The sequence below is a fragment of the Pseudomonas sp. N2-3-1-14 genome (assembly GCF_041228395.1).
GTDB lineage: Bacteria > Pseudomonadota > Gammaproteobacteria > Pseudomonadales > Pseudomonadaceae > Aquipseudomonas.
This window is the reverse complement of the sequence record NZ_CP166199.1, coordinates 2,950,061-2,973,741: the sequence shown is the minus strand read 5'-3', so window position 1 is coordinate 2,973,741 and position 23,681 is coordinate 2,950,061. Positions and strand designations below refer to the sequence as shown.

At 60.7% G+C, this 23,681-nt stretch carries 20 protein-coding genes; 11 read left to right on the top strand and 9 right to left on the bottom strand.

Translation table 11 applies throughout. From position 1 onward, the window contains the following. Window positions 1-3 precede the first annotated feature (3 nt). Both efeB and efeO read left to right on the top strand, forming a co-directional pair. A complete protein-coding gene (gene efeB / locus AB5I78_RS13735; RefSeq protein ID WP_145160467.1) occupies window positions 4-1,311 on the top strand; it encodes an iron uptake transporter deferrochelatase/peroxidase subunit in 1,308 nt (435 codons plus the stop codon). 26 nt (window positions 1,312-1,337) lie between these two features. Beyond that, window positions 1,338-2,156, top strand: a complete 819-nt coding sequence (gene efeO, locus AB5I78_RS13730) for an iron uptake system protein EfeO (protein WP_145160465.1) — start codon at window positions 1,338-1,340, stop codon at window positions 2,154-2,156. Between the two features lie 791 nt (window positions 2,157-2,947). Here the strand turns inward: efeO and pssA are convergent. After that, the gene (gene pssA / locus AB5I78_RS13725) at window positions 2,948-4,291 is read right to left on the bottom strand and encodes a CDP-diacylglycerol--serine O-phosphatidyltransferase (protein WP_369302252.1); all 1,344 of its coding nucleotides are present in this window, start codon (window positions 4,289-4,291) and stop codon (window positions 2,948-2,950) included. Between the two features lie 125 nt (window positions 4,292-4,416). Between pssA and AB5I78_RS13720 the strand changes: the two genes are divergently transcribed. After that, window positions 4,417-4,980: a TetR/AcrR family transcriptional regulator gene (locus AB5I78_RS13720; protein WP_369302253.1), complete on the top strand. Its 564-nt coding sequence runs from the start codon at window positions 4,417-4,419 to the stop codon at window positions 4,978-4,980. Between the two features lie 53 nt (window positions 4,981-5,033). Next, window positions 5,034-5,528 carry a DUF1348 family protein gene (locus tag AB5I78_RS13715; protein WP_369302254.1) on the top strand — a complete coding sequence of 165 codons (495 nt, stop codon included), beginning with the start codon at window positions 5,034-5,036 and terminating at the stop codon, window positions 5,526-5,528. A 47-nt stretch (window positions 5,529-5,575) separates the two neighbouring features. Here the strand turns inward: AB5I78_RS13715 and AB5I78_RS13710 are convergent, their stop codons facing one another. After that, window positions 5,576-6,733 carry a PQQ-dependent sugar dehydrogenase gene (locus AB5I78_RS13710; protein ID WP_369302255.1) on the bottom strand — a complete coding sequence of 386 codons (1,158 nt, stop codon included), beginning with the start codon at window positions 6,731-6,733 and terminating at the stop codon, window positions 5,576-5,578. A gap of 12 nt (window positions 6,734-6,745) precedes the next feature. Then, entirely contained in the window at window positions 6,746-7,060 is a 315-nt protein-coding gene (locus AB5I78_RS13705) for a hypothetical protein (protein ID WP_369302256.1), read from the bottom strand. 183 nt (window positions 7,061-7,243) lie between these two features. On the opposite strand from AB5I78_RS13705, the gene AB5I78_RS13700 reads away from it, so the two are divergent. Both AB5I78_RS13700 and ligD read left to right on the top strand, forming a co-directional pair. Continuing rightward, window positions 7,244-8,095: a Ku protein gene (locus AB5I78_RS13700; RefSeq protein WP_262206642.1), complete on the top strand. Its 852-nt coding sequence runs from the start codon at window positions 7,244-7,246 to the stop codon at window positions 8,093-8,095. A gap of 24 nt (window positions 8,096-8,119) precedes the next feature. Then, on the top strand, window positions 8,120-10,630 hold the full coding sequence (ligD, locus tag AB5I78_RS13695; protein ID WP_369302257.1) for a DNA ligase D: 2,511 nt from the start codon (window positions 8,120-8,122) through the stop codon (window positions 10,628-10,630). 18 nt (window positions 10,631-10,648) lie between these two features. Here the strand turns inward: ligD and lpxO are convergent, their stop codons facing one another. Both lpxO and AB5I78_RS13685 read right to left on the bottom strand, forming a co-directional pair. Beyond that, a complete protein-coding gene (lpxO, locus tag AB5I78_RS13690; protein ID WP_145160448.1) occupies window positions 10,649-11,548 on the bottom strand; it encodes a lipid A hydroxylase LpxO in 900 nt (299 codons plus the stop codon). A gap of 255 nt (window positions 11,549-11,803) precedes the next feature. Beyond that, complete coding sequence (locus tag AB5I78_RS13685) at window positions 11,804-13,147, bottom strand: LPS O-antigen chain length determinant protein WzzB (protein ID WP_369302258.1); 1,344 nt, start codon at window positions 13,145-13,147, stop codon at window positions 11,804-11,806. 370 nt (window positions 13,148-13,517) lie between these two features. Between AB5I78_RS13685 and AB5I78_RS13680 the strand changes: the two genes are divergently transcribed. After that, entirely contained in the window at window positions 13,518-13,904 is a 387-nt protein-coding gene (locus tag AB5I78_RS13680; protein ID WP_145160446.1) for a TIGR03067 domain-containing protein, read from the top strand. Window positions 13,905-14,041: 137 nt separating this feature from the next. Here the strand turns inward: AB5I78_RS13680 and AB5I78_RS13675 are convergent, their stop codons facing one another. After that, window positions 14,042-14,854: a bifunctional 2-polyprenyl-6-hydroxyphenol methylase/3-demethylubiquinol 3-O-methyltransferase UbiG gene (locus AB5I78_RS13675; protein ID WP_145160444.1), complete on the bottom strand. Its 813-nt coding sequence runs from the start codon at window positions 14,852-14,854 to the stop codon at window positions 14,042-14,044. A gap of 155 nt (window positions 14,855-15,009) precedes the next feature. On the opposite strand from AB5I78_RS13675, the gene AB5I78_RS13670 reads away from it, so the two are divergent. The 3 genes from AB5I78_RS13670 (at window position 15,010) to AB5I78_RS13660 (ending at window position 19,446) form a co-directional block, all read left to right on the top strand. Beyond that, complete coding sequence (locus AB5I78_RS13670) at window positions 15,010-16,248, top strand: MFS transporter (RefSeq protein ID WP_242197904.1); 1,239 nt, start codon at window positions 15,010-15,012, stop codon at window positions 16,246-16,248. A 142-nt stretch (window positions 16,249-16,390) separates the two neighbouring features. Further along, the gene (locus tag AB5I78_RS13665; RefSeq protein ID WP_106577981.1) at window positions 16,391-17,977 is read left to right on the top strand and encodes an ABC-F family ATPase; all 1,587 of its coding nucleotides are present in this window, start codon (window positions 16,391-16,393) and stop codon (window positions 17,975-17,977) included. A gap of 293 nt (window positions 17,978-18,270) precedes the next feature. After that, the gene (locus AB5I78_RS13660; protein WP_369302259.1) at window positions 18,271-19,446 is read left to right on the top strand and encodes an MFS transporter; all 1,176 of its coding nucleotides are present in this window, start codon (window positions 18,271-18,273) and stop codon (window positions 19,444-19,446) included. Here AB5I78_RS13660 and AB5I78_RS13655 read toward each other — a convergent pair. Next, window positions 19,440-20,477 (bottom strand): alpha/beta hydrolase family protein, encoded by a 1,038-nt coding sequence (locus tag AB5I78_RS13655; RefSeq protein WP_369302260.1) that lies wholly within the window; start codon window positions 20,475-20,477, stop codon window positions 19,440-19,442. The genes AB5I78_RS13660 and AB5I78_RS13655 overlap by 7 nt on opposite strands. Before the next feature lie 241 nt (window positions 20,478-20,718). Next, window positions 20,719-21,330, bottom strand: coding sequence for an FMN-dependent NADH-azoreductase (locus AB5I78_RS13650; RefSeq protein ID WP_145160439.1), 612 nt, complete (start codon window positions 21,328-21,330; stop codon window positions 20,719-20,721). 233 nt (window positions 21,331-21,563) lie between these two features. On the opposite strand from AB5I78_RS13650, the gene AB5I78_RS13645 reads away from it, so the two are divergent. Then, window positions 21,564-22,754, top strand: a complete 1,191-nt coding sequence (locus AB5I78_RS13645; protein ID WP_369302261.1) for an MFS transporter — start codon at window positions 21,564-21,566, stop codon at window positions 22,752-22,754. On the opposite strand, the gene AB5I78_RS13640 is transcribed toward AB5I78_RS13645, so the two are convergent. Beyond that, window positions 22,720-23,646, bottom strand: a complete 927-nt coding sequence (locus AB5I78_RS13640) for an AraC family transcriptional regulator N-terminal domain-containing protein (RefSeq protein WP_369302262.1) — start codon at window positions 23,644-23,646, stop codon at window positions 22,720-22,722. The genes AB5I78_RS13645 and AB5I78_RS13640 overlap by 35 nt on opposite strands. Window positions 23,647-23,681: the final 35 nt, after the last annotated feature.

The window sequence follows — 23,681 nt, the reverse complement described above, 5'->3', positions numbered from 1 at the left end:
CAGATGAGTGATTCAGAACAGTTTTGCCCGCAACGTCGCCGTGTCCTGCTGGGCATGGCGGCCACCGGCGCCGCGATTGCCGGCAGCAGCTTGAGCTGCCCGGCCATGGCGGCGGCTGCGGCCGAGCAAGTCACCACTGCACCGCGCAGTGACAAGACGCAGGACCACCACGATTTTTTCGGCAAGCACCAGAGCGGCATCGTCACCCCACGCCCGGCCTGCGGCATGCTGGTGGCGTTTGACGTACTGGCCAGTGACCGCGAAGACCTGGAGCGTCTGTTTCGCACATTGAACGAGCGCATCAGCTTCCTGATGACCGGCGGCACCGTGCCGCAAGTCGACCCGAAATTGCCGCCTACCGATTCCGGCATTCTGGGCCCGGTGGTCACGCCGGATAACCTGACCATCACCGTATCCGTCGGCGAGTCGCTGTTCGATGAGCGCTTCGGCCTCACCGCCGTCAAACCCAAGCGCCTGAGCCGCATGGTCGGTTTCCCCAACGACGCATTGGAGCCGGCGCAGTGCCACGGTGACCTGAGCCTGCAATTCAGCTCAAACACCCCGGACACCAATATCCACGCCCTGCGCGACATCGTCAAAAACCTGCCGGACCTGCTGCTGGTGCGCTGGAAACAGGAAGGCAGCGTGCCGCCGCAAGCGCCGGCCAAACCCGGCGAGCCTGCGCAGAGCGCGCGTAATTTTCTCGGCTTCCGTGACGGTTCGGCCAACCCGAACTCCAACGACGACAAGGCCATGGACCAGATTGTCTGGGTGCAGCCCGGCAGCGACGAGCCCGCCTGGGCCGCCAACGGCAGCTACCAGGCCGTGCGCATCATCCGCAATTTTGTCGAGCGCTGGGACCGTACCCCGCTGCAAGAGCAGGAGAGCATTATCGGGCGCATCAAACCCACCGGCGCGCCCATGGATGGCGACAAGGAAAGCCAGGTTCCCGACTACAGCAAGGACCCGGAAGGCAAGCTGACCAAGCTCGATGCCCACATCCGCCTGGCCAACCCGCGCACCCCGCAGACTCAGGCCAACCTGATCCTGCGTCGGCCGTTCAACTACTCCAACGGCGTCAACAAAAACGGTCAGTTGGACATGGGGCTGTTGTTCATCTGCTACCAGGCTGACCTGGAGAAAGGCTTCATCAGCGTGCAAACCCGGCTCAACGGCGAGCCTCTGGAGGAATACCTCAAGCCGGTCGGCGGCGGGTACTTCTTCACCTTGCCGGGGGTCACAGGGCCCAAGGATTTCATCGGGCGCACGCTACTCGCTGCAACGCACCCTCAAACCACTGCCAACACCTAAAACAAACCAGAGCGGAAAAACGTCCCATGAAGAAGTCGACTATCGCGTTGTCGTTGTTAATGACCCTCTCGCCGCTGGCAGCATTCGCCGCTACCGCACCACTGGACCTGGTAGGCCCGGTGTCGGACTACAAGATCTACGTCACCGAAGAAATCGGTGAGCTGGTCACCCAGACCAAGGCGTTCACCGACGCCATCAACAAGGGCGACCTGGCCACCGCCCAGAAGCTCTACGCCCCGACCCGTGTTCACTATGAGTCCATCGAGCCGATCGCCGAGCTGTTCAGCGACCTCGACGCGTCCATCGACTCGCGCGTTGACGACCACGAAAAAGGCGTGACCGCCGAAGACTTCACCGGCTTCCACCGCATCGAGTACGTGCTGTTCTCCGAGAAGACCACCAAAGGCCTCGAAGCGCTGACCGCCAAACTCAACACTGACGTCAACGACCTGAAAACCCGGGTTGACGGCCTGACCTTCCCACCTGAAAAGGTGGTCGGCGGTGCCGCTGCCCTGCTGGAAGAAGTGGCTGCCACCAAGATTTCCGGTGAGGAAGATCGTTACAGCCACACCGACCTGTATGACTTCCAGGGCAACATCGACGGCGCGAAGAAAATCGTCGACCTGTTCCGCGGCCAGATCGAGAAGCAAGACAAGGTCTTCCTGACCAAAGTCGACAAGAACTTCGCTGCCGTGGACAAGATCCTGGCCAAGTACAAAACCAAGGATGGCGGCTTCGAGACGTACGACAAAGTGAAGGAAAACGACCGCAAGGCGCTGGTAGGCCCGGTCAACACCTTGGCTGAAGACCTGTCGACCCTGCGCGGCAAGCTCGGCCTGAACTGATAAAAAGCCCCAGGCCCTGCACTCATGCAAGTGCAGGGCCTGGGACTGCTTCAGCCTGGTGTCGGGTTTGACTGACTAGACGGCCATTGGGGCTGTCGATTTGAAGTCAGGCAATGGCGTGGCATCCGCCCTCCCCGTTTTTGGATTGATCGCATACCAGAAGCCATTGCCCCTCGACCCGATGACGGCGATTCCCTGGCTGGTTCCAGCCACGCCCGTCGGCGCAGGCGCGGGTGCAGGATCCCACCCTCCCGCCAACCAGTAAGCCCTCAACTTCTCCTCTACGGTTAACAAGTGTGGCGCTGTCTTGCCCAGCATCGAAGCACTGGGGGCCAGATGCGACAATTTGAATAGGCCCTTGATGGCGGCATTTACCAGCTGCGCATAGCCGTCCGCCGGATTCATCACCGCACTGGGCATGCAGCATTGCTGAGCGCGTCTATGAATGGCCGGATCGAGGCGTTACGAGGAATGGGCTGGTCGTTGATGTCGCCTGTCATCAACCAGTGAATGAGGGTTTGTTGCAGTTTTCCATCCGCTCTGCGGGCGTCGATGTGCTGCGGAAAGCCTCGGCCTGCGCGCTCAGCTTCGGCCGAGTGGCCAGCACTGGTCGATGAGCTTTCGCGTTTGTAGCGCAGTGCGGCCTGTTCAAACCTGGCTCGCGTCAGTTGCCCGTCCAGTCGGCGTGGCGTGCCTGGCAGTGACGCATGTTCAGCGTTGCGGGACTGGCCTGAGGGGTGGGTGCGGCCGGGCCGGAATCAGGCCCGGCTGCTGCTCTACGCCATGAGGGTTCACAAGATGCGATAAAGCAACCGCTCGATACGCACGCGGCTGACCCGTCGCAGGAACTTGCCAACAGCCGGCGGATAGTCCACCAGGGTCTGCAACTGTTGATACCCTTCGATGCGCGTGGTGTGCTGGAAAATCTGCGCCAGTTCGGTACGCCGCGGCTCCAGCCACTGGCCGCGCGGGTCATCGATGAGCAAGGCATTTTCCAGGTCGAGTCGGAACGCCCGTGGGTTCAGATTGTTGCCGGTGAGCAAGGTGTAGCGCTGGTCAACCCACATGCCCTTGAGGTGATAGGTGTTGTCGCCGTCGCGCCACAGGTGCAGGTTCAACTGGCCGCTGTCGATCATCGGCTGATGGCGTTTGGCGAAGCGGCGCAGGCTGATTTCATACAAGTAGGGCAACGCCGCGATCACCTTGAACGGCTCGCTGGGCGGGATGTAAAAGTCGTTGGCGGTTTTGTCGCCAACAATGATGTCGATCTTGACCCCGCGCGCCAGGGCGCGATTGATTTCCCGGGTCACCGGCAGTGGCAGGTTGAAATACGGCGTGCAGATAGTCAGGTGATGCTGGGCACTGGCGATCAACTCGAGGATCACGCGGTTCAAAGGGTTGTTCTTGCCGACGCCCAGCAGCGGGCTTACCAGCATGTGGCCGTTGGGCAACAGCCCGGAAGTGGTGTCGTAAGCCGCATGCTTGAGGCGGCTGCGCAAGTCGCCGATATCGTTGCGCAGGCTGCGGGTGGTGGGCGGGTTCGGCAGGTCCAGGCGATGCACGGCCTTGGAGGCAATCAAGCCGTGCTCCAGCAAATGCTGCATCGAGTCGGCCAGCGCCTGGCTGTGGATCAGGTGGTAGCGGTCAAAACGATACTTGTCGAACTTGTGCAGGTACACGTTATTCAAGCTCGCGCCGCTGTACAGCACGCTGTCGTCGATCACAAAGCCCTTGAGGTGCAACACGCCGAACAGTTCACGGGTCTGCACCGGCACGCCGTACACCGGCACTTCACTGGCGTGGCGTTGGGTCATGGCCTGGTACCAGGCACTGTTGCCGGGTTGCTTGCCTGCGCCAATCAGGCCGCGCTGGGCGCGCAGCGAGTCAACCACCACCACAATGTCCAGCGCTGGCCGTGCAGCCTTGGCGGCGTGCAAGGCATCGTAGATCTCCTGGCCGGCTTCATCCTGCTGCAAGTAGAGCGCGACGATGTAAATGCGCCGCGTGGCCTGGGGGATTTTCTCCAGCAGGCAACGGCGAAACGCATCGGCGCCGGACAGCACGTCGATCGACTCGGGAGACAGTGGGAAACCACGCAGTTTTGGCAACAGGGAGCGTTTGAAGAACGACGGCATAAGGCTCGCAATGGGTCGAATCCGAAGAGGCCCCGAGCTTACACCATGGGGCAGCTCAGGTCTCGTCGCCCGAGATGGAAAAAAGTTAATTGACCATGGAGAACGATCGTTCTACTGTGCACGGCATGAATGAATCAATCAGCAATGACACCCGCGATATTATCCTCGATGTTACCGAGAAGTTGATCTATCGCCATGGCATCGCCGCCACCGGCATGGACTTGCTGGTGAAAACCGCGGGCGTCTCGCGCAAAAGTATTTACCGATACTTCGCCAATAAAGATGAGTTGGTGATTGCCGCCCTGCACCGCCGCGATGAGCGCTGGATGCAGTGGCTGCGCAGCGAAGTCGAACGCAGTAAAGGCAGTGGAGAACGCCTGCTGGCGCTGTTCGACGCGCTCAAGGCGTGGTTTGGCTCGGCAGACTTTCGCGGGTGCGCCTTCATCAACACCAGTGGTGAAACCGGCGACCCGCACGACCCGGTGCGCCTGCTGGCCAAGGCGCATAAACGCAAACTCTTCGATTACGCATTGGAACTGTGCAAAGCACATGGCACCGCCGACCCTGAACAGCAGGCCGCGCAACTGCTGATCTTGATCGACGGCGCCATTACCGTTGCCCTGGTGATGGGTGATTCAACAGCTGCTGATAATGCGCAATGCATGGCGCGAACGTTATTGCAACTTTGAACGCATCAACTGCGCAACTTTCGATAGACCTCATTGTTTTCAGGAGCTGCCCCATGTCATCCAAGGCACCGTCATCCGACGCAGAAGTTCGCCCGCCACTGCCACCGTTTACCCGCGAGTCGGCCATCGAAAAGGTTCGCCTGGCCGAAGACGGTTGGAATTCCCGCGACCCGCACCGCGTGTCGTTGGCCTACACACTGGACACGCAATGGCGCAATCGCGCTGAATTTGCGCACAACCGCGAAGAGGCCAAGGGTTTTCTGACCCGCAAGTGGGCCAAGGAGCTGGACTATCGGTTGATCAAGGAATTGTGGGCCTTCACCGGTAACCGTATCGCCGTGCGCTATGCCTACGAATGGCACGACGATTCCGGCAACTGGTTCCGCTCCTACGGCAATGAGAACTGGGAGTTCGACGAGAACGGTCTAATGGCCAACCGCTTTGCCTGCATCAATGACCTGCCGATCAAGGCCAGCGAACGCAAGTTTCACTGGCCGCTGGGCCGGCGCCCGGATGATCATCCGGGGCTGTCCGACCTCGGGCTTTAAGCCGGTTGCCATGCAAAATGTGGGAGCGGGCAACCCCGCTCCCGCATTCAGTCCTGGTTCAGGCCGACCCGATACAGCACACCGTTATCCTCATCAGTCAGCACATACAGAAACCCATCCGGCCCCTGCCGCACATCGCGGATGCGCGCTTTCAAACCTGCAAGCAAACGCTCTTCATGGATCACTTTGTCGCCGTCGAATTGCAGGCGAATCAACTCCTGGCTGGCCAATGCGCCAATGAACAGGTTGTGCTGCCACGCCTTGAAGCGGTCGGCGTCATAAAACGCCATGCCACTGATCCCCGGTGATTTCTCCCAGACGTGATGAGGCGCCACGGTGCCTTCCACCGTCTTGCCCTTGGCCTCGGGAATCGGTGTCAGCGAATAATTGATGCCGTGGGTCGCCAATGGCCAACCGTAATTTTTGCCGCGCTCGATGATGTTGATTTCATCACCACCGCGTGGCCCGTGTTCGTTTTCCCAGATCGTGCCACTCCAGGGGTTCAACGCCAGCCCTTGCGGGTTGCGCTGGCCGTAGGACCAGATTTCGGGGCGTACGCCCTGCTGGCCTACGAAGGGGTTGTCCTCCGGCACGCGGCCGTCCGGGAAGATCCGCACCACCTTGCCTTGCAGTTTGTCCAGGTCCTGGGCGGTCGGGCGATCATTGTTTTCACCCAGGGTCACGAACAGGTAGCCATCGCGGTCGAAGGCCAACCGCGAGCCAAAGTGATTGCCGGTGGACAGCTTGGGCTCCTGGCGCAGGATCACGTTGAAATCCTTCAGGCCGCTCAGGTCATCAGCCAAGCGCCCGCGTCCGACGGCGGTGCCGGCCTTGCCACCCTCGCCGCCGCCTTCGGCGTACGACAGGTAGACCATGCGGTCCTGCTTGAAGTCCGGCGACAGCACCACATCCAGCAAACCGCCCTGCCCTTTGGCCCACACTTGGGGCACGCCGGTCAACGGTGCAGAAAGCTTGCCGTCGGGGCTGACAAAACGCAGATGACCTGGGCGCTCGGTCACCAGAAAGCCTTGCTTATCCGGCAGAAACGCCACTGCCCAGGGATGGTCGAGGCCTTTGACGATTGGGGTCGCGGTGATGCTGCCTTGTTCGCTCGGGAATTGCTGGGCATCGGCGGCGTAAACCGCAGCCAGTGGCAGCAGCGTGGTTGCGCAAATAGCGGCTAGAAGGGTTTTGCGTAGCAACATAAGACGGAGTCCTTACCGGCGATTGCCGTTGGCGTCATAGGTGGGGGCTTTGGTGTCGGTTGTGGGACGGCTCGGGGCGGCCTCACGCTTGGGATAGCGATTGCCAATGCCGCCGTTTTCCACGGTGGGTGCGGGGCTGGTCGGCCCGGTCTGAATCCCGCGTGTCGCCGGCGCATTGGGCTGGGTGCCCTGCATGCTGTTGGGGTTGGCCCGATGAATAGGGCTGTTGTTGGAGTCGTAGCTGCCAGGCAGGTTTTGCGCCTGGGCCAATGGCGTCAGCGCCAGGCCCAACGCCAGTACTGCAAGGTGACGCACACAGCTGTTCATGACAAAGCCTCTCTGGGGCAGTGGTACGTGCTTTCGATAACACGCTACGCCTTGGGTTCGGCTTTCGACACTAAATAGTTTCTCATCAGGTGTAACACAATCTGTCCGCGCATCTGCTCGCCGAAACTTTTCCCGGCGCCTGTGAGTCACCAGAACACAGTCTCTTCTCAAGGAATTGCAGGCATGCCAAGGGCAATCTGGAAAGGCGCGATCAGCTTCGGCTTGGTCCACATCCCGGTATCACTGGTCTCAGCCACGTCTTCCCAAGGCGTTGATTTTGACTGGCTGGACAAACGCAGCATGGACCCGGTGGGCTACAAACGCATCAACAAGACCACCGGCAAGGAAGTCACCAAAGAGAACATCGTCAAGGGCGTGGCGTTCGAGAAAGGCCGCTACGTGGTGCTCAGCGAGGACGAAATTCGCTCGGCGCACCCCAAGTCGACCCAGACCATCGAAATCATCGCCTTTGTCGCCAGCGACCAGATCCCGCTGCAAAACATCGACACGCCCTACTTCCTGGCCCCGGACAAACGCGGCGGCAAGGTCTACGCACTGCTGCGCGAAACCCTGAAAAAAACCGGCAAGGTCGCCCTGGCCAATGTGGTGCTGCACACCAAGCAGCATCTGGCGGCGTTAATGCCGCTGGAATCGGCGCTGGTGCTGGTGATGCTGCGGTGGCCTGCCGAGGTGCGCAGCCTGGACGAACTGGAACTGGGCAGCGACGTCACCAAGCCGAGCCTGGCCAAAGGCGAGCTGGACATGGCCAAACGCCTGGTGGAGGACATGAGCGCCGACTGGCAGCCCGACGAATACCGCGACAGTTTCCAGGACAAAATCATGGCGCTGGTGGCGAAGAAGGCCAAGGCCGGCAAGATCGAAGATGTGGAAAGCCAGGAAGGCAGCGAGGAGCGCAAATCGGCGGATGTCATCGACCTCACCGAACTGCTCAAGCGCAGCCTGGCCGGCAAGCCCGCCGCCAAGCCCGCAACGAAAAAGCCTGCCGCGAAGAAATCCGCCAAAAAGGCCTCTTGAGCCCTCCCTTTGCTGGAGAACGACATGGCAAAGCCCCTGAGCGAATACAACCGCAAACGTGATTTCGGGATTACCGCCGAGCCAGCCGGCAGTGCGCCCCCGGGCAAACGCAAAGCCTCGGCGCTGTCGTTCGTGATTCAAAAACACGACGCGCGCAACCTGCACTATGACTTTCGCCTGGAGCTCGATGGCGTGCTCAAAAGCTGGGCGGTGCCCAAAGGCCCCAGCCTGGACCCCACCCAGAAACGCCTGGCGGTGCACGTTGAAGATCACCCGCTCAGCTATGGCAATTTCGAGGGCAACATCCCGGCGGGGCAATACGGCGCGGGCGATGTGATCGTGTGGGACCGCGGTGTCTGGCAGCCCCATGAAGACCCGCACAAGGCCTACGCGGCCGGCAAACTCAAGTTCACCTTGGTCGGCGAAAAACTCTCCGGCGACTGGGCCCTGGTGCGCACCCGTCTTAAAGGCAGCGGCGACAAGCAACAGTGGCTGCTGATCAAGGAAAAGGACCAGCAGGCGCGCCCCTCCAATGACTACGACATCGTCGAGGCCGAGCCCAAAAGCGTGCTCAGCGACGCCTTGGTCGGCAAATCCAAGCCGCCGGCAAAACGCCAGAAAGCCGCGGCCGCCAAAAAAGCCCCCGTCGCCAAACGCGCCGGTGCCCTGCCCGAGCAATTTGCCCCGCAGTTGGCGACTCTGGTCGATCGCGCGCCCGAAGGTGACTGGCAATACGAAATCAAGTTCGACGGCTACCGCATGCTGGCGCGCATTTGCGACGGTGAAGTGCGTCTGTTCACCCGCAACGGCAATGACTGGACCGACCGCCTGCCGCGTCAGGTCAAAGCGCTGCAAACCCTCAAGCTCAAGGACAGCTGGCTCGACGGTGAAGTGGTCAGCCTCAATGGCGAGGGGTTGCCGGACTTCCAGGCGCTGCAAAATGCCTTCGACATCGGCCGCAGCCTGGACATCGTGTATTACCTGTTCGACGCGCCCTTTCTCGACGGCCAGGATCAGCGCAGCGCACCGGTGCAAGAGCGCCGCGCTGCGCTCAAGGCCGCGCTGTCCGCAAGCCGCAGCAAACTGCTGCGGTTCTCCGAAGCCTTCGCCGCCAACCAGCGCGACATTTTCGAGAGCGCCTGTGACCTGGCGCTGGAGGGCGTGATCGGCAAGCGCGTCGGCAGCCCATATGTGTCGAGCCGCAATGCCGACTGGATCAAACTCAAATGCCGTTTGCGCCAGGAGTTCGTGATCATCGGTTACACGCGGCCTCAGGGCTCGCGCAGTGGCTTTGGCGCGCTGTTGCTGGCTGTCAATGACGATTCCGGGCTGGTCTATGCCGGGCGCGTCGGTACCGGGTTTGATCAGGCATCGTTGAAGGCTATCTATGCACAGCTCACGCCCCTGGAACGCAAGACCTCGCCGCTGCACAAGCCGCTGACCAGCGCCCAGGCGCGCGGCGTGCACTGGGTGGAACCGCAGTTGGTTGGCGAGGTGAATTTTGCCGAGTGGACCCGCGAAGGCGTAGTGCGCCAAGCATCATTTATTGCGTTGCGCACCGACAAGCCGGTGGCGCAGATCATTCACGAGTTACCGCGCAAAGCCACGTCCGTCACCAAGGCGGCCCCCAAGGCCAAAAAGGTCAGCAGCGGCGTGACCATCACGCACCCTGACCGGGTGATCGACAAGCAGAGCGGTACGCAAAAACAGCAATTGGCCGACTTCTATCAAGGCATCAGCGCATGGATTCTGCCGTTTCTGCAGCACCGCCCGGTGTCGCTGCTGCGCGCTCCCGAAGGAATTGAGGGCGAGCAGTTCTTCCAAAAGCATTCCGAGCGCCTGGCTATTCCGAATATCAAACAGTTGGACCCGGCACTGGACCCCGGTCATGCACGCCTGCTGGAGATCGACACCGCCGACGCCCTGATCGGCGCCGTGCAAATGGGCACCGTCGAATTGCACACCTGGGGCGCGACTGTCGACAAAATCGAAGCGCCTGACCTGTTCGTGCTCGACCTTGACCCGGACCCGGCACTGCCGTGGAAAGCCATGCTGGAAGCGGCGCAACTCACGTTGTCGGTTCTGGATGAGATTGGGCTGCAAGCGTTTGTCAAAACCAGCGGCGGTAAAGGCTTGCACCTGGTGGTGCCGCTGGCGCGCCGGGACGGCTGGGACAGCGTCAAAGCCTTCGCCAAGGCCATCGCGCAGTTCATGGCAGCGCAGTTGCCGGAACGGTTTACCGCGACGTCGGGCCCAAAAAACCGCATCGGCAAGATCTTTATCGACTACCTGCGTAATGCACGCGGCGCGAGTACGGTGGCCGCTTATTCGGTGCGCGCACGGCCTGGCCTGCCGGTATCGGTACCGGTGAGTCGAGAGGAGTTGAATGGTTTGCGCGGCGCCCAGCAGTGGACCGTCGCCAACCTGCATGAACGCTTGGATAAACTCAAAGCCGACCCGTGGGCCGGCTACGCCAATCGGCAGAAGATTACGAAGAAGATGTGGGACAAACTGGGCGCGAAACCACCCGCGTGATTCGCGCCCGGGCGGGTTTCAGATAAGGATAAAGATCAACGCCAGGCCGGCGAAGATCGCCCACTTTTCCAAGTAATAGCGTGCGCGATTGCGCTTTTTCAGCTCTTTACCGCGCAGGCGAATCTTGTACAGGCGGGTGAACGCGCGGTTCAGGCCGCCGGTCTTGTCGCCATCATCATTGGGCGAACCGGCGGCCGCCATCACGTTGCGGCTGAACCAACGGTTGAACGCCGCGGCCCAGCGGTATTTCATCGGCCGCTCAATGTCGCAGAACAAGATGATGCGGTTCTGCTGCGTGGTGTTTTCCGCGTAATGAATGTAGGTCTCATCAAACATTACTGGCTCGCCGTCGCGCCAGTAATAGCTTTCGCCGTCCACGTTGATGTAGCAGCCAGGATCGTTAGGCGTGTCCAGACCCAGGTGATAGCGGTAGGAGCCGGCGTACGGGTCGCGGTGGCGCACCAGCTTGGAGCCAGGCGGCAACTCGGCGAACATCGCTGCCTTGATCGAGCCAATGCTCTGCACCAGCTCGGTGGTGCGCGGGCACAGCTTCATCGCCGACGGGTGGCTGTCGCCGTACCACTTGAGGTAGAAACGCTTCCAGCCCGACTTGAAGAACGAATTGAAACCCACATCATTGTACTGCTCGGAACGCTTGATCTCGCCCATGCGCATCAGGTTCTGGCCTTCCTGGCGGATTTCTTGCCAGTGCTCTTGCAACGGGCTCAGGTCGGGAAAATCGCCGGGCGACAAAAAGGGACGGCTTGGCTGTTTGGAAAACAGGTAAAGGAAGCAGTTGATCGGCGCAAGGAACGTTGAGTGATCGCTAAGCTGGCGGCCCAACTTGTGTCGCACCCGGCCACGCAGATGGACATACGCAATGGAGGCAACGTAGAGAGCAACAATGATGAGTTTCAAGGGATTCGTCACACGTCAGAAGAGAACAGGCTGCTCCTGCGTGCCCACAACGGCCGAGGATGGATAAGCAGCACCTGAAATCACGATTACACATGGGCGAATGGACGGGTTGGTTACAATCCGGACCAAGGCCATTGGCCGTTATTTAGCCACAGTTTGTAACCAAAGGTTAACTAAGAATTGTGAAAAGCTGTCTACAGAATGGCTCGGAGCCAGCGTGGGCCAGCATTGACGCTGGCCCATTGACAGTCGCGCTTATGGCAGCGGCTGATCGTCCGTAGGCTCACGGCGTGGGCGGCGGTCGGTCTCTTGGGTCGCGTACCGTTCAGCCTTGCGATGCGTCAGCACGAAGTGACGGATCAATGCAGCCAGCACGCCCAGGAACAGCCCGACGATCAGGCTCACCGCGACAATCAGCAGCTTTTTCGGCTTGATCGAGGTCAGCGGTTCCTGAGCACGACGGTCGATGGACACCAGCTTCAGGTTGCTCATGTCGATGTTGAGGCCTTTCAAGCGGGCGATTTCGGCCCGCAGCGGCTCAACGTCTTGCAGGAAGATGTCCTCATTCCCACGCTTTTGCAGGACTTCAACCTCACGGTTGGTTTCAAGCAATTGCAGCTCTTTGCCAATTTCCGCGATGCGGCTATTGGTGAAGTCATCGCTGGTGCGCTGTTGCAATGCGGTTCGCTCGGCTTCCAGAGCCTCGGTGCCGAGGAAATACAACGGAATCTTCTGGTTGCTGATCTCGGTGCGTACCACCTGGCTGGAACCGGCTCGTGTGGTGTCGGCCATGGACGACGGCGTCGTAGGCTTTTTGATGCCCATGGACTTGGCAATCGAGATCGCCTCGGCCAGTTCCGCCAAGCGGTCGGTGCGCTCCATTTTCATCTGCAGGCGCAGCCCGCTGAGTTCATCCTGCAAACGGGCGCGCTTGACCCGGTCAGCTTCAAGCAGCGTGGCGATCTTCGATTCCTTCTCGGTATCGTAGTTGGCGCGGGCCGCATCAATCTTGCCTCTAAGCTCGGTCAAACGGTTATTGACGATGACCTTGAGGTCGGCGCCGACCTGCTCACGTTCCGCTGCAACGGCATAGTCGACAAACCCGTTGAGGATCGCAACGCCGTCTACGTCCGCTGGGTATTGCATCTCCAGACGCACATAACTGCTCAACGAATCGGATTTCTTCGGGTCTGGCAGGATCAGGTTGATCGAGTTGCGGTTGAAGTCTTCAAAGCTCTGCTCAAGGCTTCGCCCTGGTTTCTGAAAGGCCTTGAACAGTTCTTCGTGGCTTTTGAAAAAACCCAGGCGAGCCCCATAGGAGTCCAGCTGGGCGCCGACCTTGTCCAGCGCATCGGCGGGTGGCAGCTTATAGACTTCGGAGCGGTTCAACGCATCCAGTTCATTGATGGCCGCCGGGCGCAGCACACTGCTGACTTCATATGTCTTGGGAGCAAGCAGTGCGTAACCCGTCCCCAGTATCCCCGCCAGAATCGTACAACCCACTATCAGTTTTTTTTGCCGCCAGATGGCTTGGAACAATTCAAACAGATCAATTTCATCTGACGTTGCAGGTGAATTGAGCGGAGAAGTTCGATTCAAGATAAGAACACCTTAAAATGACATTAAAAAGCCACTACCCTATTCGAACTCAAGCACAGGCTCTAATGACGGGGAGACCAGAGACAACGCCCTGGCACAGTGACCAACTGCAGTCAGACCACACGCTAATGCGAAAAATCCGATGCAATTAGAGATTGTTTCTATTTCATGTCGATGACGACGCAGGGCGATCGTGAATGTATGCCCGAGAATGTCTAAGCGTAGTCAATAGTTGAGTAAATCTCCGCCAGCTCCCAGATAAAGCCCTTTTCGGTACATTTTGATCACCACGCGGTTACAATTCGCGCCGTTAAACGTTCGGCACTTAAGGTGCTCACCCTTAATCCAGCCCCTGCAACAAGGAATGTGCATGCACTCTTTCTCAGATCCGGACTATCAAACTCTTCAAGGCGCTTGGGAGCAGACCGCCCTCGAAGACAGTGGCGTGCTCAACCCTGCCGACGCGCATAGCGCGCCGGGAGCAATCACGACGATTGCCGGGGACACATTCGAAGTGAAGACGACCGAGGGCGAGGTATTGCTTGCGGGCCGGTTTACGCTGGACAGCAGCACTTCGCCCAAAAGCATCACCTGGGTGGATGCCATCGGCGAAGATGCCGGCAAGCCACTGCCCGCCAGCTATCGCCTGGACGGTGATGATTTTGTGTTTATCGCCGCCGATGCGGGCATGCCAAGGCCAAGGGTATTCAGCACGGAACCAGGGCAAACCATGCGCACTTTTGTGCGCAAAGGCTGATCGGCCGCCATCCGAACTTGCGACATGGTTTTCACACGGCCTTCACTTTCCGGCCTATAGGGTGAGGCCTACCTACTCCAGTGAATCACTTGGCCCGCCTCTCCTCGCGGGCTTTTTTTTGCGCGTGGGAAAACCGCTCAGGCGCAGCGCTTGGTGGCGGTCAAGGTGAAACACAGCGGCAATTGGGCCGGCTGATGGGCGTACTGCTCGTAGAGTTCTTCGCGGTTGCAGTGCGGGTATTCCTGCAGGTGCTCGATTTGCAGCTGCGCCGCAATTGCGCCACTCACCACGCTCCCCAGGGTATGCACGTACCAATAGGACGTCGGACCGGCAACCTCGCCCTGCCCTTCGTAGACAATCGACTGCTGCAGCACGAACGGATCGCGCTGAAAATATGAACTCACCGGCAGCAAGGGATTGGCAGCCCTCGGGTCAAACACCTCCAGAAACGGATGAGTTTCGTAGACCACCAGCGTGCCGCCGGGCTTGAGTGCACTCGCCACATGGCGCATGAACAGCGCCACATCGGGCATCCAGTTGAGTACGCCAATGGTCACCAGAGCGATGTCGAAACGCCCCAGCAGAGGTTCGGGCAGGTGATGGATATCGGCTTCAATGAACTCGGGGTCATGCGGCGACACCTCGGCCAATTCCCACGCCTGTTGCAGAAACGCCCGTGATTGGTCGACGCCCACCACACGGCGGGCACCCAGGCCGAACAGCGACAGGCTTTCCCGCCCGTTGTTACAGCCCAGCTGCACCACGTCTTTGCCGGCAACGCCGACGTCTTGCAGCAACGCCGTGATCGTTGGATCCAGGCACGAAAAGTCCGCCCGGGCGACCGACTCCAGCAGCGTCTTCCAAGTGGCGGTGTCTTTGTGCAGCCTGGCGGAGGCGTCCCAGGCGTCCTTGTTACGAGCAATCGCCTGTTGGGCTGAGGGCATCTCCATTTGCATCTCCAGATCGTCATGACAGCGGGCTTCGGAAAATAAGCCAATTGCCCATCAGATAAAACCCTTTCGGGCGACGAAACTTCTATTTGAGCCCGTAGGTCTTTAGCCCAATGAGTGTCCATCCCCTGAACACCCTTAGCGAAGACAGCGCCGTGGCCAATCACTCCGACCTGCGTAATACCCTGTCCCTGGACGGCCTGAATTTCTTTCTGGCCGATGTACGTGACGGGCTCGGGCCCTACCTGGCGATTTATTTGCTGGCAGTGCACAAATGGGAGCCCGCCAGCATCGGCGTGGTCATGACCCTGGCGGGTATCGCGGCCTTGATCACTCAGGGCCCGGCGGGCGCACTGATCGACCGCACGCGCAGCAAGCGCGCGGTGATCGCAGTGGCCGCCATCCTCGTCACCGTCAGTTGCCTGCTGCTGCCGTTTGTCAGCGCGTTCAGCTGGGTGGCATTGACTCAGGCGGCCAGTGCCGTAGCCGCCTCCGTATTCGCGCCGGCGATTTCGGCAATTTCCTTGGGGATTACCGGGCCGCGTGCCTTCACCCGCCGCACCGGGCGCAATGAAACCTTCAACCACGCCGGCAACGCCGTGGCGGCCTTGCTGGCGGGTGGCCTGGCTTATTGGTTCGGCCCGGTGGTGGTGTTTTACTTGATGGCCTTTATGGCCGTGGCCAGTGTCGTGGCGGTCAGTTGTGTCTCGGCGTCGGCGATTGACCACGAAGTCGCCCGGGGCTTTGATCCCGCGCACAGCAGCGATCATGAGCAACCCTCCGGCGTGAAGGTGCTGCTGAGCAATCGCCCGCTGCTGCTGTTCGCCATCTGCTGCGCGCTGTTTCACCTGGCGAATGCCGCGATGCTGCCGCTGGTCAGCCAGAAGCTCTCGCAGATCAACCTGCAAATGGCCACGCCGCTGACCTCGGCCTGCATCGTCGCCGCGCAGCTGGTCATGGTGCCAATGGCCTGGCTGGTGGGCATTAAAGCTGACGTGTGGGGGCGTAAACCGTTGTTGCTGGCCGGTTTCCTGATTTTGCCGCTGCGTGGCGTGCTCTATACCCTGTCCAGCGACCCGTATTGGCTGGTGGGCGTGCAGATGCTCGATGGCATCGGCGCAGGGATTTTCGGCGCGCTGTTCCCGGTGATCGTCAAGGACCTGACCCAGGGCACGGGTCGGTTCAACGTCAGCCTTGGCGCGCTGTCCACGGTGTTTGGCCTGGGCGCGGCACTGAGCAGCAGCCTGGCCGGTTTCGTGGTGCAACAGGCCGGCTACAACGCGGCCTTCCTGACGCTGGCGGGCGTTGCGGCCGCCGCCCTGGCTTTGTTATGGCTGGCAATGCCGGAGACATTGACGAAACCATCGCTCGCGCGCATTACAACTGTCGCCTGACATATGCGACAATGCGCGCCAAATTCCAACACACATCCAAAATTTTCTGCTCAGCGACCGGGTTTCGCGCCTTGATGTCGCTGTTGACGCATGCCTGAAGGCTCCTGCCGCCACGCTCGCAACCCATTGATAGGTAAAGTAATTGATCTCCACAGCTAACATCACCATGCAGTTCGGCGCCAAGCCGCTCTTCGAGAATGTCTCGGTCAAATTCGGCGCCGGCAACCGTTATGGTTTGATCGGTGCCAACGGTTGCGGCAAGTCGACCTTCATGAAAATCCTTGGCGGCGACCTGGATCCGTCCGGCGGCCAGGTCATGCTCGAGCCGAACGTACGCCTGGGTAAACTGCGCCAGGACCAGTTCGCCTACGAAGAATTCACCGTGCTCGACACCGTGATCATGGGTCACGAAGAACTGTGGAAGGTCAAGGCTGAGCGCGACCGCATCTACTCGCTGCCGGAAATGAGCGAAGACGACGGCATGGCCGTGGCCGAGCTGGAAACCGAATTCGCCGAAATGGACGGCTACACCGCCGAATCCCGCGCCGGCGAGCTGCTGCTGGGCCTGGGCATTCCATTGGAGCAACACTTCGGCCCGATGAGCGAAGTGTCGCCAGGCTGGAAACTGCGCGTATTGCTGGCCCAGGCGCTGTTCTCCGACCCTGAAGTGCTGTTGCTCGACGAACCGACCAACCACTTGGACATCAACACCATCCGCTGGCTGGAAAACATCCTGACCCAGCGCTCCAGCCTGATGATCATCATCTCTCACGACCGTCACTTCCTGAACAGCGTGTGCACCCACATGGCTGACCTGGACTACGGCGAGCTGCGCCTGTTCCCGGGCAACTACGACGAGTACATGACCGTGGCGACCCAGTCCCGCGAGCAACTGCTGTCGGACAACGCCAAGAAGAAAGCCCAGATTTCCGAGCTGCAATCGTTCGTCAGCCGCTTCTCGGCCAACGCCTCGAAAGCCAAGCAGGCCACTTCCCGTGCCAAGGCGATCGACAAGATCCAGCTGGCCGAGGTCAAGCCTTCGAGCCGCGTGAGCCCGTTCATCCGTTTCGATCAGAACAAGAAGCTGCACCGCCAGGCGGTAATGGTCGAAAAAATGGCCAAGGGTTTCGACGGCAAGCCGCTGTTCAAAGACTTCAGCTTCCAGGTTGAAGCGGGCGAGCGTGTTGCGATCATCGGCCCGAACGGTATCGGCAAGACCACCCTGCTGCGCACCCTGGTCAATGAATTGACCCCGGACGCCGGCAGCATCAAGTGGACCGACGCCGCCGAGCTGGGCTACTACGCTCAGGATCACGCGCACGACTTCGAAGACGACGTCACCCTGTTCGACTGGATGGGTCAGTGGACGCAGGGCGAACAAATGATTCGCGGCACTTTGGGCCGCATGCTGTTCTCCAACGACGAGATTCTCAAGTCGGTCAAGGTGATTTCCGGTGGTGAGCAAGGCCGCATGTTGTTCGGCAAGCTGATCCTGCAAAAGCCGAACGTGCTGATCATGGACGAACCGACCAACCACTTGGACATGGAATCCATCGAAGCGCTGAACCTGGCGCTGGAAAACTACCCGGGCACGCTGATCTTCGTCAGCCACGACCGTGAGTTCGTATCGTCCCTGGCCACCCGCATCATCGAGTTGAGCGCCAACGGCGTGATCGACTTCAGCGGCACCTACGACGACTACCTGCGCAGCCAAGGCGTGGTGTTCTAAGTAACGCCACTGTAGTGAGCTGGCTTGCCCTGTGAGCTGGCTCGTTGTGGCGAGCAGGCTTGCCCTGCGCTGGGCTGCGAAGCGGCCCTAAAATCAGACACCGCGTTCTGCCTGGCAGAACGCGGTGTTTTTTATTGGGGCTGCTGCGCAGCCCAACGCAGGGCAAGCCTGCTCGCCACAAGCAGCCCGCTCACCACAATAAACCCAGCCATCAAACAAACTAGTTAGCCTGCTTCCTTTTCCCCCAAGCCCTTGCCATCATGCCGTCACCGCCCGCCCGCGAACGAGTGACCATGCCTGCCACCGCCCCCAGTTCACTGTCGATCACCCTGCAGATCGTCTCCATCGTCTTCTACACCTTCATCGCCTTTATCTGCATCGGCCTGCCGATCGCGGTGATCCCGGGTTATGTGCATGAAAACCTGGGTTTCAGCGCGGTGGTGGCCGGGGTCACCATCGGTTCGCAGTACCTGGCCACCCTGCTCAGCCGGCCGATGGCTGGACGCATGTCCGACAATGTCGGCACCAAGCGGGCGATTGTGCTGGGCCTGGCCGGTATTCTGGTCAGCGGTGTGCTGACGTTTTTTGCGACGCTGGTCGAGAGCCTGCCTGCGCTGAGCCTGGGCATCCTGATCGTCGGCCGGCTGTTGCTTGGCGTGGCTCAAGGACTGATAGGCGTGGGCACCATCAGCTGGTGCATGGGCGCGGTGGGCGTTGAACACACGGCGCGCTCGATTTCGTGGAATGGCATTGCCTCCTACGGCGCCATTGCGATTGGCGCGCCGCTGGGGGTGGTGATGGTCGCGGATTATGGCTACACCAGCCTTGGCATCGCTTTGACGGTGCTGGCGGCGCTGGGTCTGGTGCTGATCCGCAATAAGCCTTCGGTGCCCGTGGTACGCGGCGAACGACTGCCCTTTTGGGCGGTGTTCGGGCGCATTGCGCCATTCGGCACCAGCCTGTGCCTGGCGTCGATTGGCTACGGCACGCTGACCACCTTTATTACCCTGTATTACCTCAATCGCGGCTGGGCCGGGGCAGCGTATTGCCTGACGGTATTTGGCGTGTGTTTTATCCTGTCGCGCCTGGTGTTTATCTCCGCCATCAGCCGTTTTGGCGGGTTCAGTGCGGCGATTGCCTGCATGACCATCGAAACCCTGGGCCTGACGCTGCTGTGGCTGGCGCCCTCAACCGGGGTTGCGTTGATCGGTGCCGGGCTGACGGGTTTTGGCTTGTCGCTGGTGTACCCGGCGCTGGGCGTCGAAGCCATCAAGCAGGTGCCCAACAGCAGCCGTGGCGCCGGCTTGAGTGCGTATGCGGTGTTTTTTGATCTGGCCCTGGCGATTGCCGGGCCATTGATGGGCGCCGTGGCCCTGAACCTCGGCTACGGCTGGATCTTCTTTTGCGCCGCGCTGTTATCGGTCACAGCGCTGGGGCTGACCGTGTTGCTCAAGCGCCGCGCTTACTGATCGGCGGTCTGCATACCGGCGCGGGTCGCTTGGCCCAGCGTGTGGGAGAAGAAGCGCCCCGCTTCTGAAATCAGGTCGCGGTGGATGCCTTCGCGGTCGACGCCATCGGCATCCGTGCAGATCGCCGGCATCGCCACCAATTGGTCGCTGTCACACGGCGCCATGAACACGAAATGCCCGGCGCCCGCCAACAGTTTGAAATCCGGCGGCTCCGGCAGTTTGCGCGCCAGGGCAGCGGCGTTCTTGTCCACCGCCACCAGTTTGTCGCCGTCGCCGCTGTAGAGCAGCACGGGCACATGCACATCCGCCAGGGTATGGCGGCCAAACATCAGGCTCAACGGCGCCATCAGCATCAAGGCATGAATGCGCGGGTCGGCCTGTGGCTGCAAGTCGTCGCGATCCACCACCAGTTCGCCTTTGGTGGTGCACGCGTCGCGGTCTTCCGGGCGCTCCTGGCAATAACGGCGCAGGCGGTCGAAGTCCGGCTTGGCGCCGGCCAGGATCAACGCCGTTTCGCCGCCGGCGGAGTAACCGATCACGCCCACCTGATCGACGTTGACGAACGGCGACAGCATCGGGTCGCCGAGGGTGGCGGTGATCGCTTCAGAGATCTGGATCGGCCGGCCGTACAGGTTGCTCACAGTGCCCAGGCGGCTATGATCCTTGTAGTTGTCGCCGGGGTGCAATACGGCCACCACCACAAAGCCCTTGCGCGCCAAAGACGTGGCCAGGTCGTGCAGGGCCAGTGGCGTACCGATGTTGCCGTGGGACAGCATCAGCATCGGGAAGCGTCCGATGGCGACCTTGGAGTCTTCGGTGGCGGCGACGTGATAGGCGCCCAACGCAGTGCTGTGTTCATCGTCGGTCGACGGATAAAACGCGATGGCCTTCATCGGCTGCTGGTCCAGCGGGTCGAGAAACGTCATGCGATGGAAGCCCACACTCCAATGGGGGTGCGGCGCTGGGGCGGCGTGCACTGAAATCAGGCCACCGAGCAGGGAGAGAACCAAAACAGCACAAAGACGCATCATGGGGATGTCCACCTTTGCTGCGCGACCACGTTCAACACCCGCGGCAGATCTATATGAAAAGTCCATGGTTCAAGGCGCTCACAGCGGGTGATAAACCCATGCGTGCATAACCTGGGCCAAAGTAGTGACAGCGGGTAAACGAAAAAACTCCGTACTCCGGTCGTTTTGAGGCGATCAGAATACAGAGTTTAGGCGCCCGACTTCAGATTGGAACCGAGCAGACGCGAAATTTACACAAGCCTTACGCGGCGGCGAACAATTGTTCGTTGATCATGGCGTTGGCGTCGCTCAGGGCTTTGCTGCGCACTTCTTCACCGTAGGCCAGGCCTTGGGCGCGGACGAACTCGATGTCGGTGATGCCAAGGAAGCCAAACACCAGCTTCAAATAGTCTTCGTGGCCGACGTTGCTTGCCTGACCGGCGTGCAGACCGCCCGCAGTCGAGACGATGATCAGCTTCTTGCCACCGCACAGGCCTTCAGGGCCGGCTTCGGTGTAACGGAAGGTCTGGCCGGCGACGGCGATGCGGTCGATCCAGGCCTTGAGCTGGGAAGGCACCGAGAAGTTGTACATCGGCGCACCGATCACCACCGCGTCGGCGGCGATGAATTCAGCCAGCGACGACGCGCTCAGTTCAGCCTCGTGCTGTTGTACCGCGTCGCGCAATTCAGCCGCAGTGCCCAGGGCGGCCAGGGTCAGGCCCGAAAAGTGGCTGATGCCTTCGCTTGCCAGGTCACGGTAAGTCACTTCCACACCCGGCTCAGCCGCTTGCCAGGCCTTGACCACACCAGCGCTGAGCTGACGCGAAGCCGAGTTGTCGCCGAGGATGCTGGAATCGATATGCAACAGTTTCATGCGGGATCTCCAAGTGAGGATCGCGGCTAGGCGATCGAATGAGGTTGATCCTACACATGAACCCAATAAACGATTAGCCAGCTTAAATGCGATTGTTCGTCCTGCCAGCAGGACAATCCTTTCACCGCCAACATTCAATCCGACAAGGTTATTGCCTGAAGCGCTGACGCACTGGATTTCGCCCGCGCTTCGCTTCATTCTCGCCGGCAGATCCGACAGCCACCGGCCACGCCATGCACCCACCCTCTCCCGTCCTGACCAAGAGCCTGACCCTGATCCTCGCCATCTGCTGCGGGTTTTCGGTCGCCACGATTTACTATAACCAGGCCATGCTGCCGCTGATCGCCAATACCTTTGCGGTGTCCACCGCGCACGTCGGTCAGATCGCGATGCTCACGCAACTGGGCTATGCCTGCGGCCTGCTTCTGTTCGTACCGCTGGGCGACCGGATCAGCCGACGCACCCTGATCCTGGCCGTGCTGTGCCTGAACTTCATCAGCCTGCTGGCCTCGGCCACGGCGCCGTCTTACACCTGGCTGCTGGTGGCGAGCGGGCTGCTGGGGCTGTCGGGGATCAGCGCGCAGGTGATCATTCCCGCCGCGTCCGACCTCAGTACCCTCGAACAGAAAGGCGCGGTGCTGGGCCTGATGGTCAGCGGCTTGTCGGCCGGTGGCTTGCTGGCCAGGACCGTCAGCGGCGTGGTCAGCGGCTGGCTGGGCTGGCGCGGCATGTTTGCCGTGGCCGCGGCGCTGGATGTGCTGCTGTTTATGGCAATCCTGACGCGCATGCCGGTGTCGATCTCCACCAGCAAACTCGCGTATGGCGCCTTGCTCAAATCCCTGTGGGGCCTGGCCAGGCAATACCCGACCCTGCGCCAATCGGCGCTCAAGGGCGCCCTGGTATTCGGTGCATTGAATGTGTTCTGGGGCTCGATGGCCGCCTTGCTGGCCTTGCCGCCGTATGGCTTTACGAGTGCCCAGGCGGGCCTTGTGGGGCTGTCGGCCATCGTCGGCATCCTCTGCGCCTCGACCATTGGCCAGCAAACCCGGCGCCATGGGCGCTTGCTCGAACGCGCCGGCATCACCACGGTGCTGGTGGCGTTTATCCTGATCTACAGCCTTGGGCTGAGCGGTTGGTGGTGGCCCATCCTGATTGCGGCAACCTTTCTCGACCTGGGTAACCGGACCAACCAACTGGCTAACCAGACCCGCGTATTGGCGCTGGAACCCTCAGCCACCAGCCGCCTGAACACCGTGTTCATGGTGGTCTACTTTATCGGCGGCGCCCTGGGTTCGGCGGCGGGCGCTTTCGCCTCGCAGCACTACGGCTGGCAGGGACAAGCCCTCACCGGCGCGGCCTTTGCCGGGCTGGCCTTGCTGATGACCCTGTTCAGTGGGACGACACATAAATCGACGCCGACGTAGGCGCCGGCAATGCATAGGTGCGTTTCATCCACTGGATCTCGGCCTGCGGCGTGCGCCCGAAAAAGCGTTTGAACTCACGGCTGAACTGCGACGCGCTTTCATAGCCGACCCTGGCACACGCCGTGGCGGCGGTGATGTCGTTGCGCAACATCAATAAGCGCGCCTGGTGCAGGCGCGTGGACTTGAGGTATTGCATCGGTGAGGTGTCCGTGACCGTGCGAAAGTGCGCGTGAAAACTCGGCACACTCATCCTGGCTTCCGCCGCCAGGGTCTCCACGTCCAGGTGCTGATGGTAGCAGCCGTGAATCTTGCGGATCGCCCGCGCGACCTTGCCGAACTGGCCCTGCTGGTTGAGCGCGGCGCGCATCGAGCCGCCCTGCGCGCCCGTGAGGATGCGGTAGTAGATTTCGCGCACCAGCGACGGGCCGAGGAGCTGCGCGTCCATCGGCACACGCATCACTTCGAGAAAACGCAGCAACGACTCGCTGAGCGGCTCATCCATGGGCGATGAATACATGCCGCGGGGCTTGGCCTCAACCAGGTCAGGGAAGTCATCCAGCGCCACCATCCATTGGGCGGCGAGGGTAAAATCCAGCCGCAGGTACACCGCCAGCATGGGCTCTTCTTCACTGGCCTCGGTTTCCATGGTGAACGGCACAGGCACCGAGACCACCAGGTAATGCTGCGCGTCATACAGGTAAATGTCTTCCCCCAGAAAGCCGCGCTTGCACCCCTGGCAGACAATCACAATGCCGGGATCGTAGAGCACCGGAACCCGATGCAAAGGCCGGTTGGAACGCAAAAAGCGCACGTCATCCAACGCGGTCAGGTTATAGCCTTCGACAGGCGCCAGGGTGCCCATCAGTTCGATGATTCGTTGGGTACGGCCCATGGTGCAAGGCTCCTGGCGAAAACCGCACGTTACTG

What these genes read in the sequence shown, in the direction of transcription:
- efeB (WP_145160467.1), top strand. Translation starts at nt 4, where the DNA reads ATGAGTGATTCAGAACAGTTTTGCCCGCAACGTCGCCGTGTCCTGCTG.
- efeO (WP_145160465.1), top strand. Translation starts at nt 1,338, where the DNA reads ATGAAGAAGTCGACTATCGCGTTGTCGTTGTTAATGACCCTCTCGCCG.
- pssA (WP_369302252.1), bottom strand. Translation starts at nt 4,291, where the DNA reads ATGCCGTCGTTCTTCAAACGCTCCCTGTTGCCAAAACTGCGTGGTTTC.
- AB5I78_RS13720 (WP_369302253.1), top strand. Translation starts at nt 4,417, where the DNA reads ATGAATGAATCAATCAGCAATGACACCCGCGATATTATCCTCGATGTT.
- AB5I78_RS13715 (WP_369302254.1), top strand. Translation starts at nt 5,034, where the DNA reads ATGTCATCCAAGGCACCGTCATCCGACGCAGAAGTTCGCCCGCCACTG.
- AB5I78_RS13710 (WP_369302255.1), bottom strand. Translation starts at nt 6,733, where the DNA reads ATGTTGCTACGCAAAACCCTTCTAGCCGCTATTTGCGCAACCACGCTG.
- AB5I78_RS13705 (WP_369302256.1), bottom strand. Translation starts at nt 7,060, where the DNA reads ATGAACAGCTGTGTGCGTCACCTTGCAGTACTGGCGTTGGGCCTGGCG.
- AB5I78_RS13700 (WP_262206642.1), top strand. Translation starts at nt 7,244, where the DNA reads ATGCCAAGGGCAATCTGGAAAGGCGCGATCAGCTTCGGCTTGGTCCAC.
- ligD (WP_369302257.1), top strand. Translation starts at nt 8,120, where the DNA reads ATGGCAAAGCCCCTGAGCGAATACAACCGCAAACGTGATTTCGGGATT.
- AB5I78_RS13680 (WP_145160446.1), top strand. Translation starts at nt 13,518, where the DNA reads ATGCACTCTTTCTCAGATCCGGACTATCAAACTCTTCAAGGCGCTTGG.
- AB5I78_RS13675 (WP_145160444.1), bottom strand. Translation starts at nt 14,854, where the DNA reads ATGGAGATGCCCTCAGCCCAACAGGCGATTGCTCGTAACAAGGACGCC.
- AB5I78_RS13660 (WP_369302259.1), top strand. Translation starts at nt 18,271, where the DNA reads ATGCCTGCCACCGCCCCCAGTTCACTGTCGATCACCCTGCAGATCGTC.
- AB5I78_RS13655 (WP_369302260.1), bottom strand. Translation starts at nt 20,477, where the DNA reads ATGATGCGTCTTTGTGCTGTTTTGGTTCTCTCCCTGCTCGGTGGCCTG.
- AB5I78_RS13650 (WP_145160439.1), bottom strand. Translation starts at nt 21,330, where the DNA reads ATGAAACTGTTGCATATCGATTCCAGCATCCTCGGCGACAACTCGGCT.
- AB5I78_RS13645 (WP_369302261.1), top strand. Translation starts at nt 21,564, where the DNA reads ATGCACCCACCCTCTCCCGTCCTGACCAAGAGCCTGACCCTGATCCTC.
- AB5I78_RS13640 (WP_369302262.1), bottom strand. Translation starts at nt 23,646, where the DNA reads ATGGGCCGTACCCAACGAATCATCGAACTGATGGGCACCCTGGCGCCT.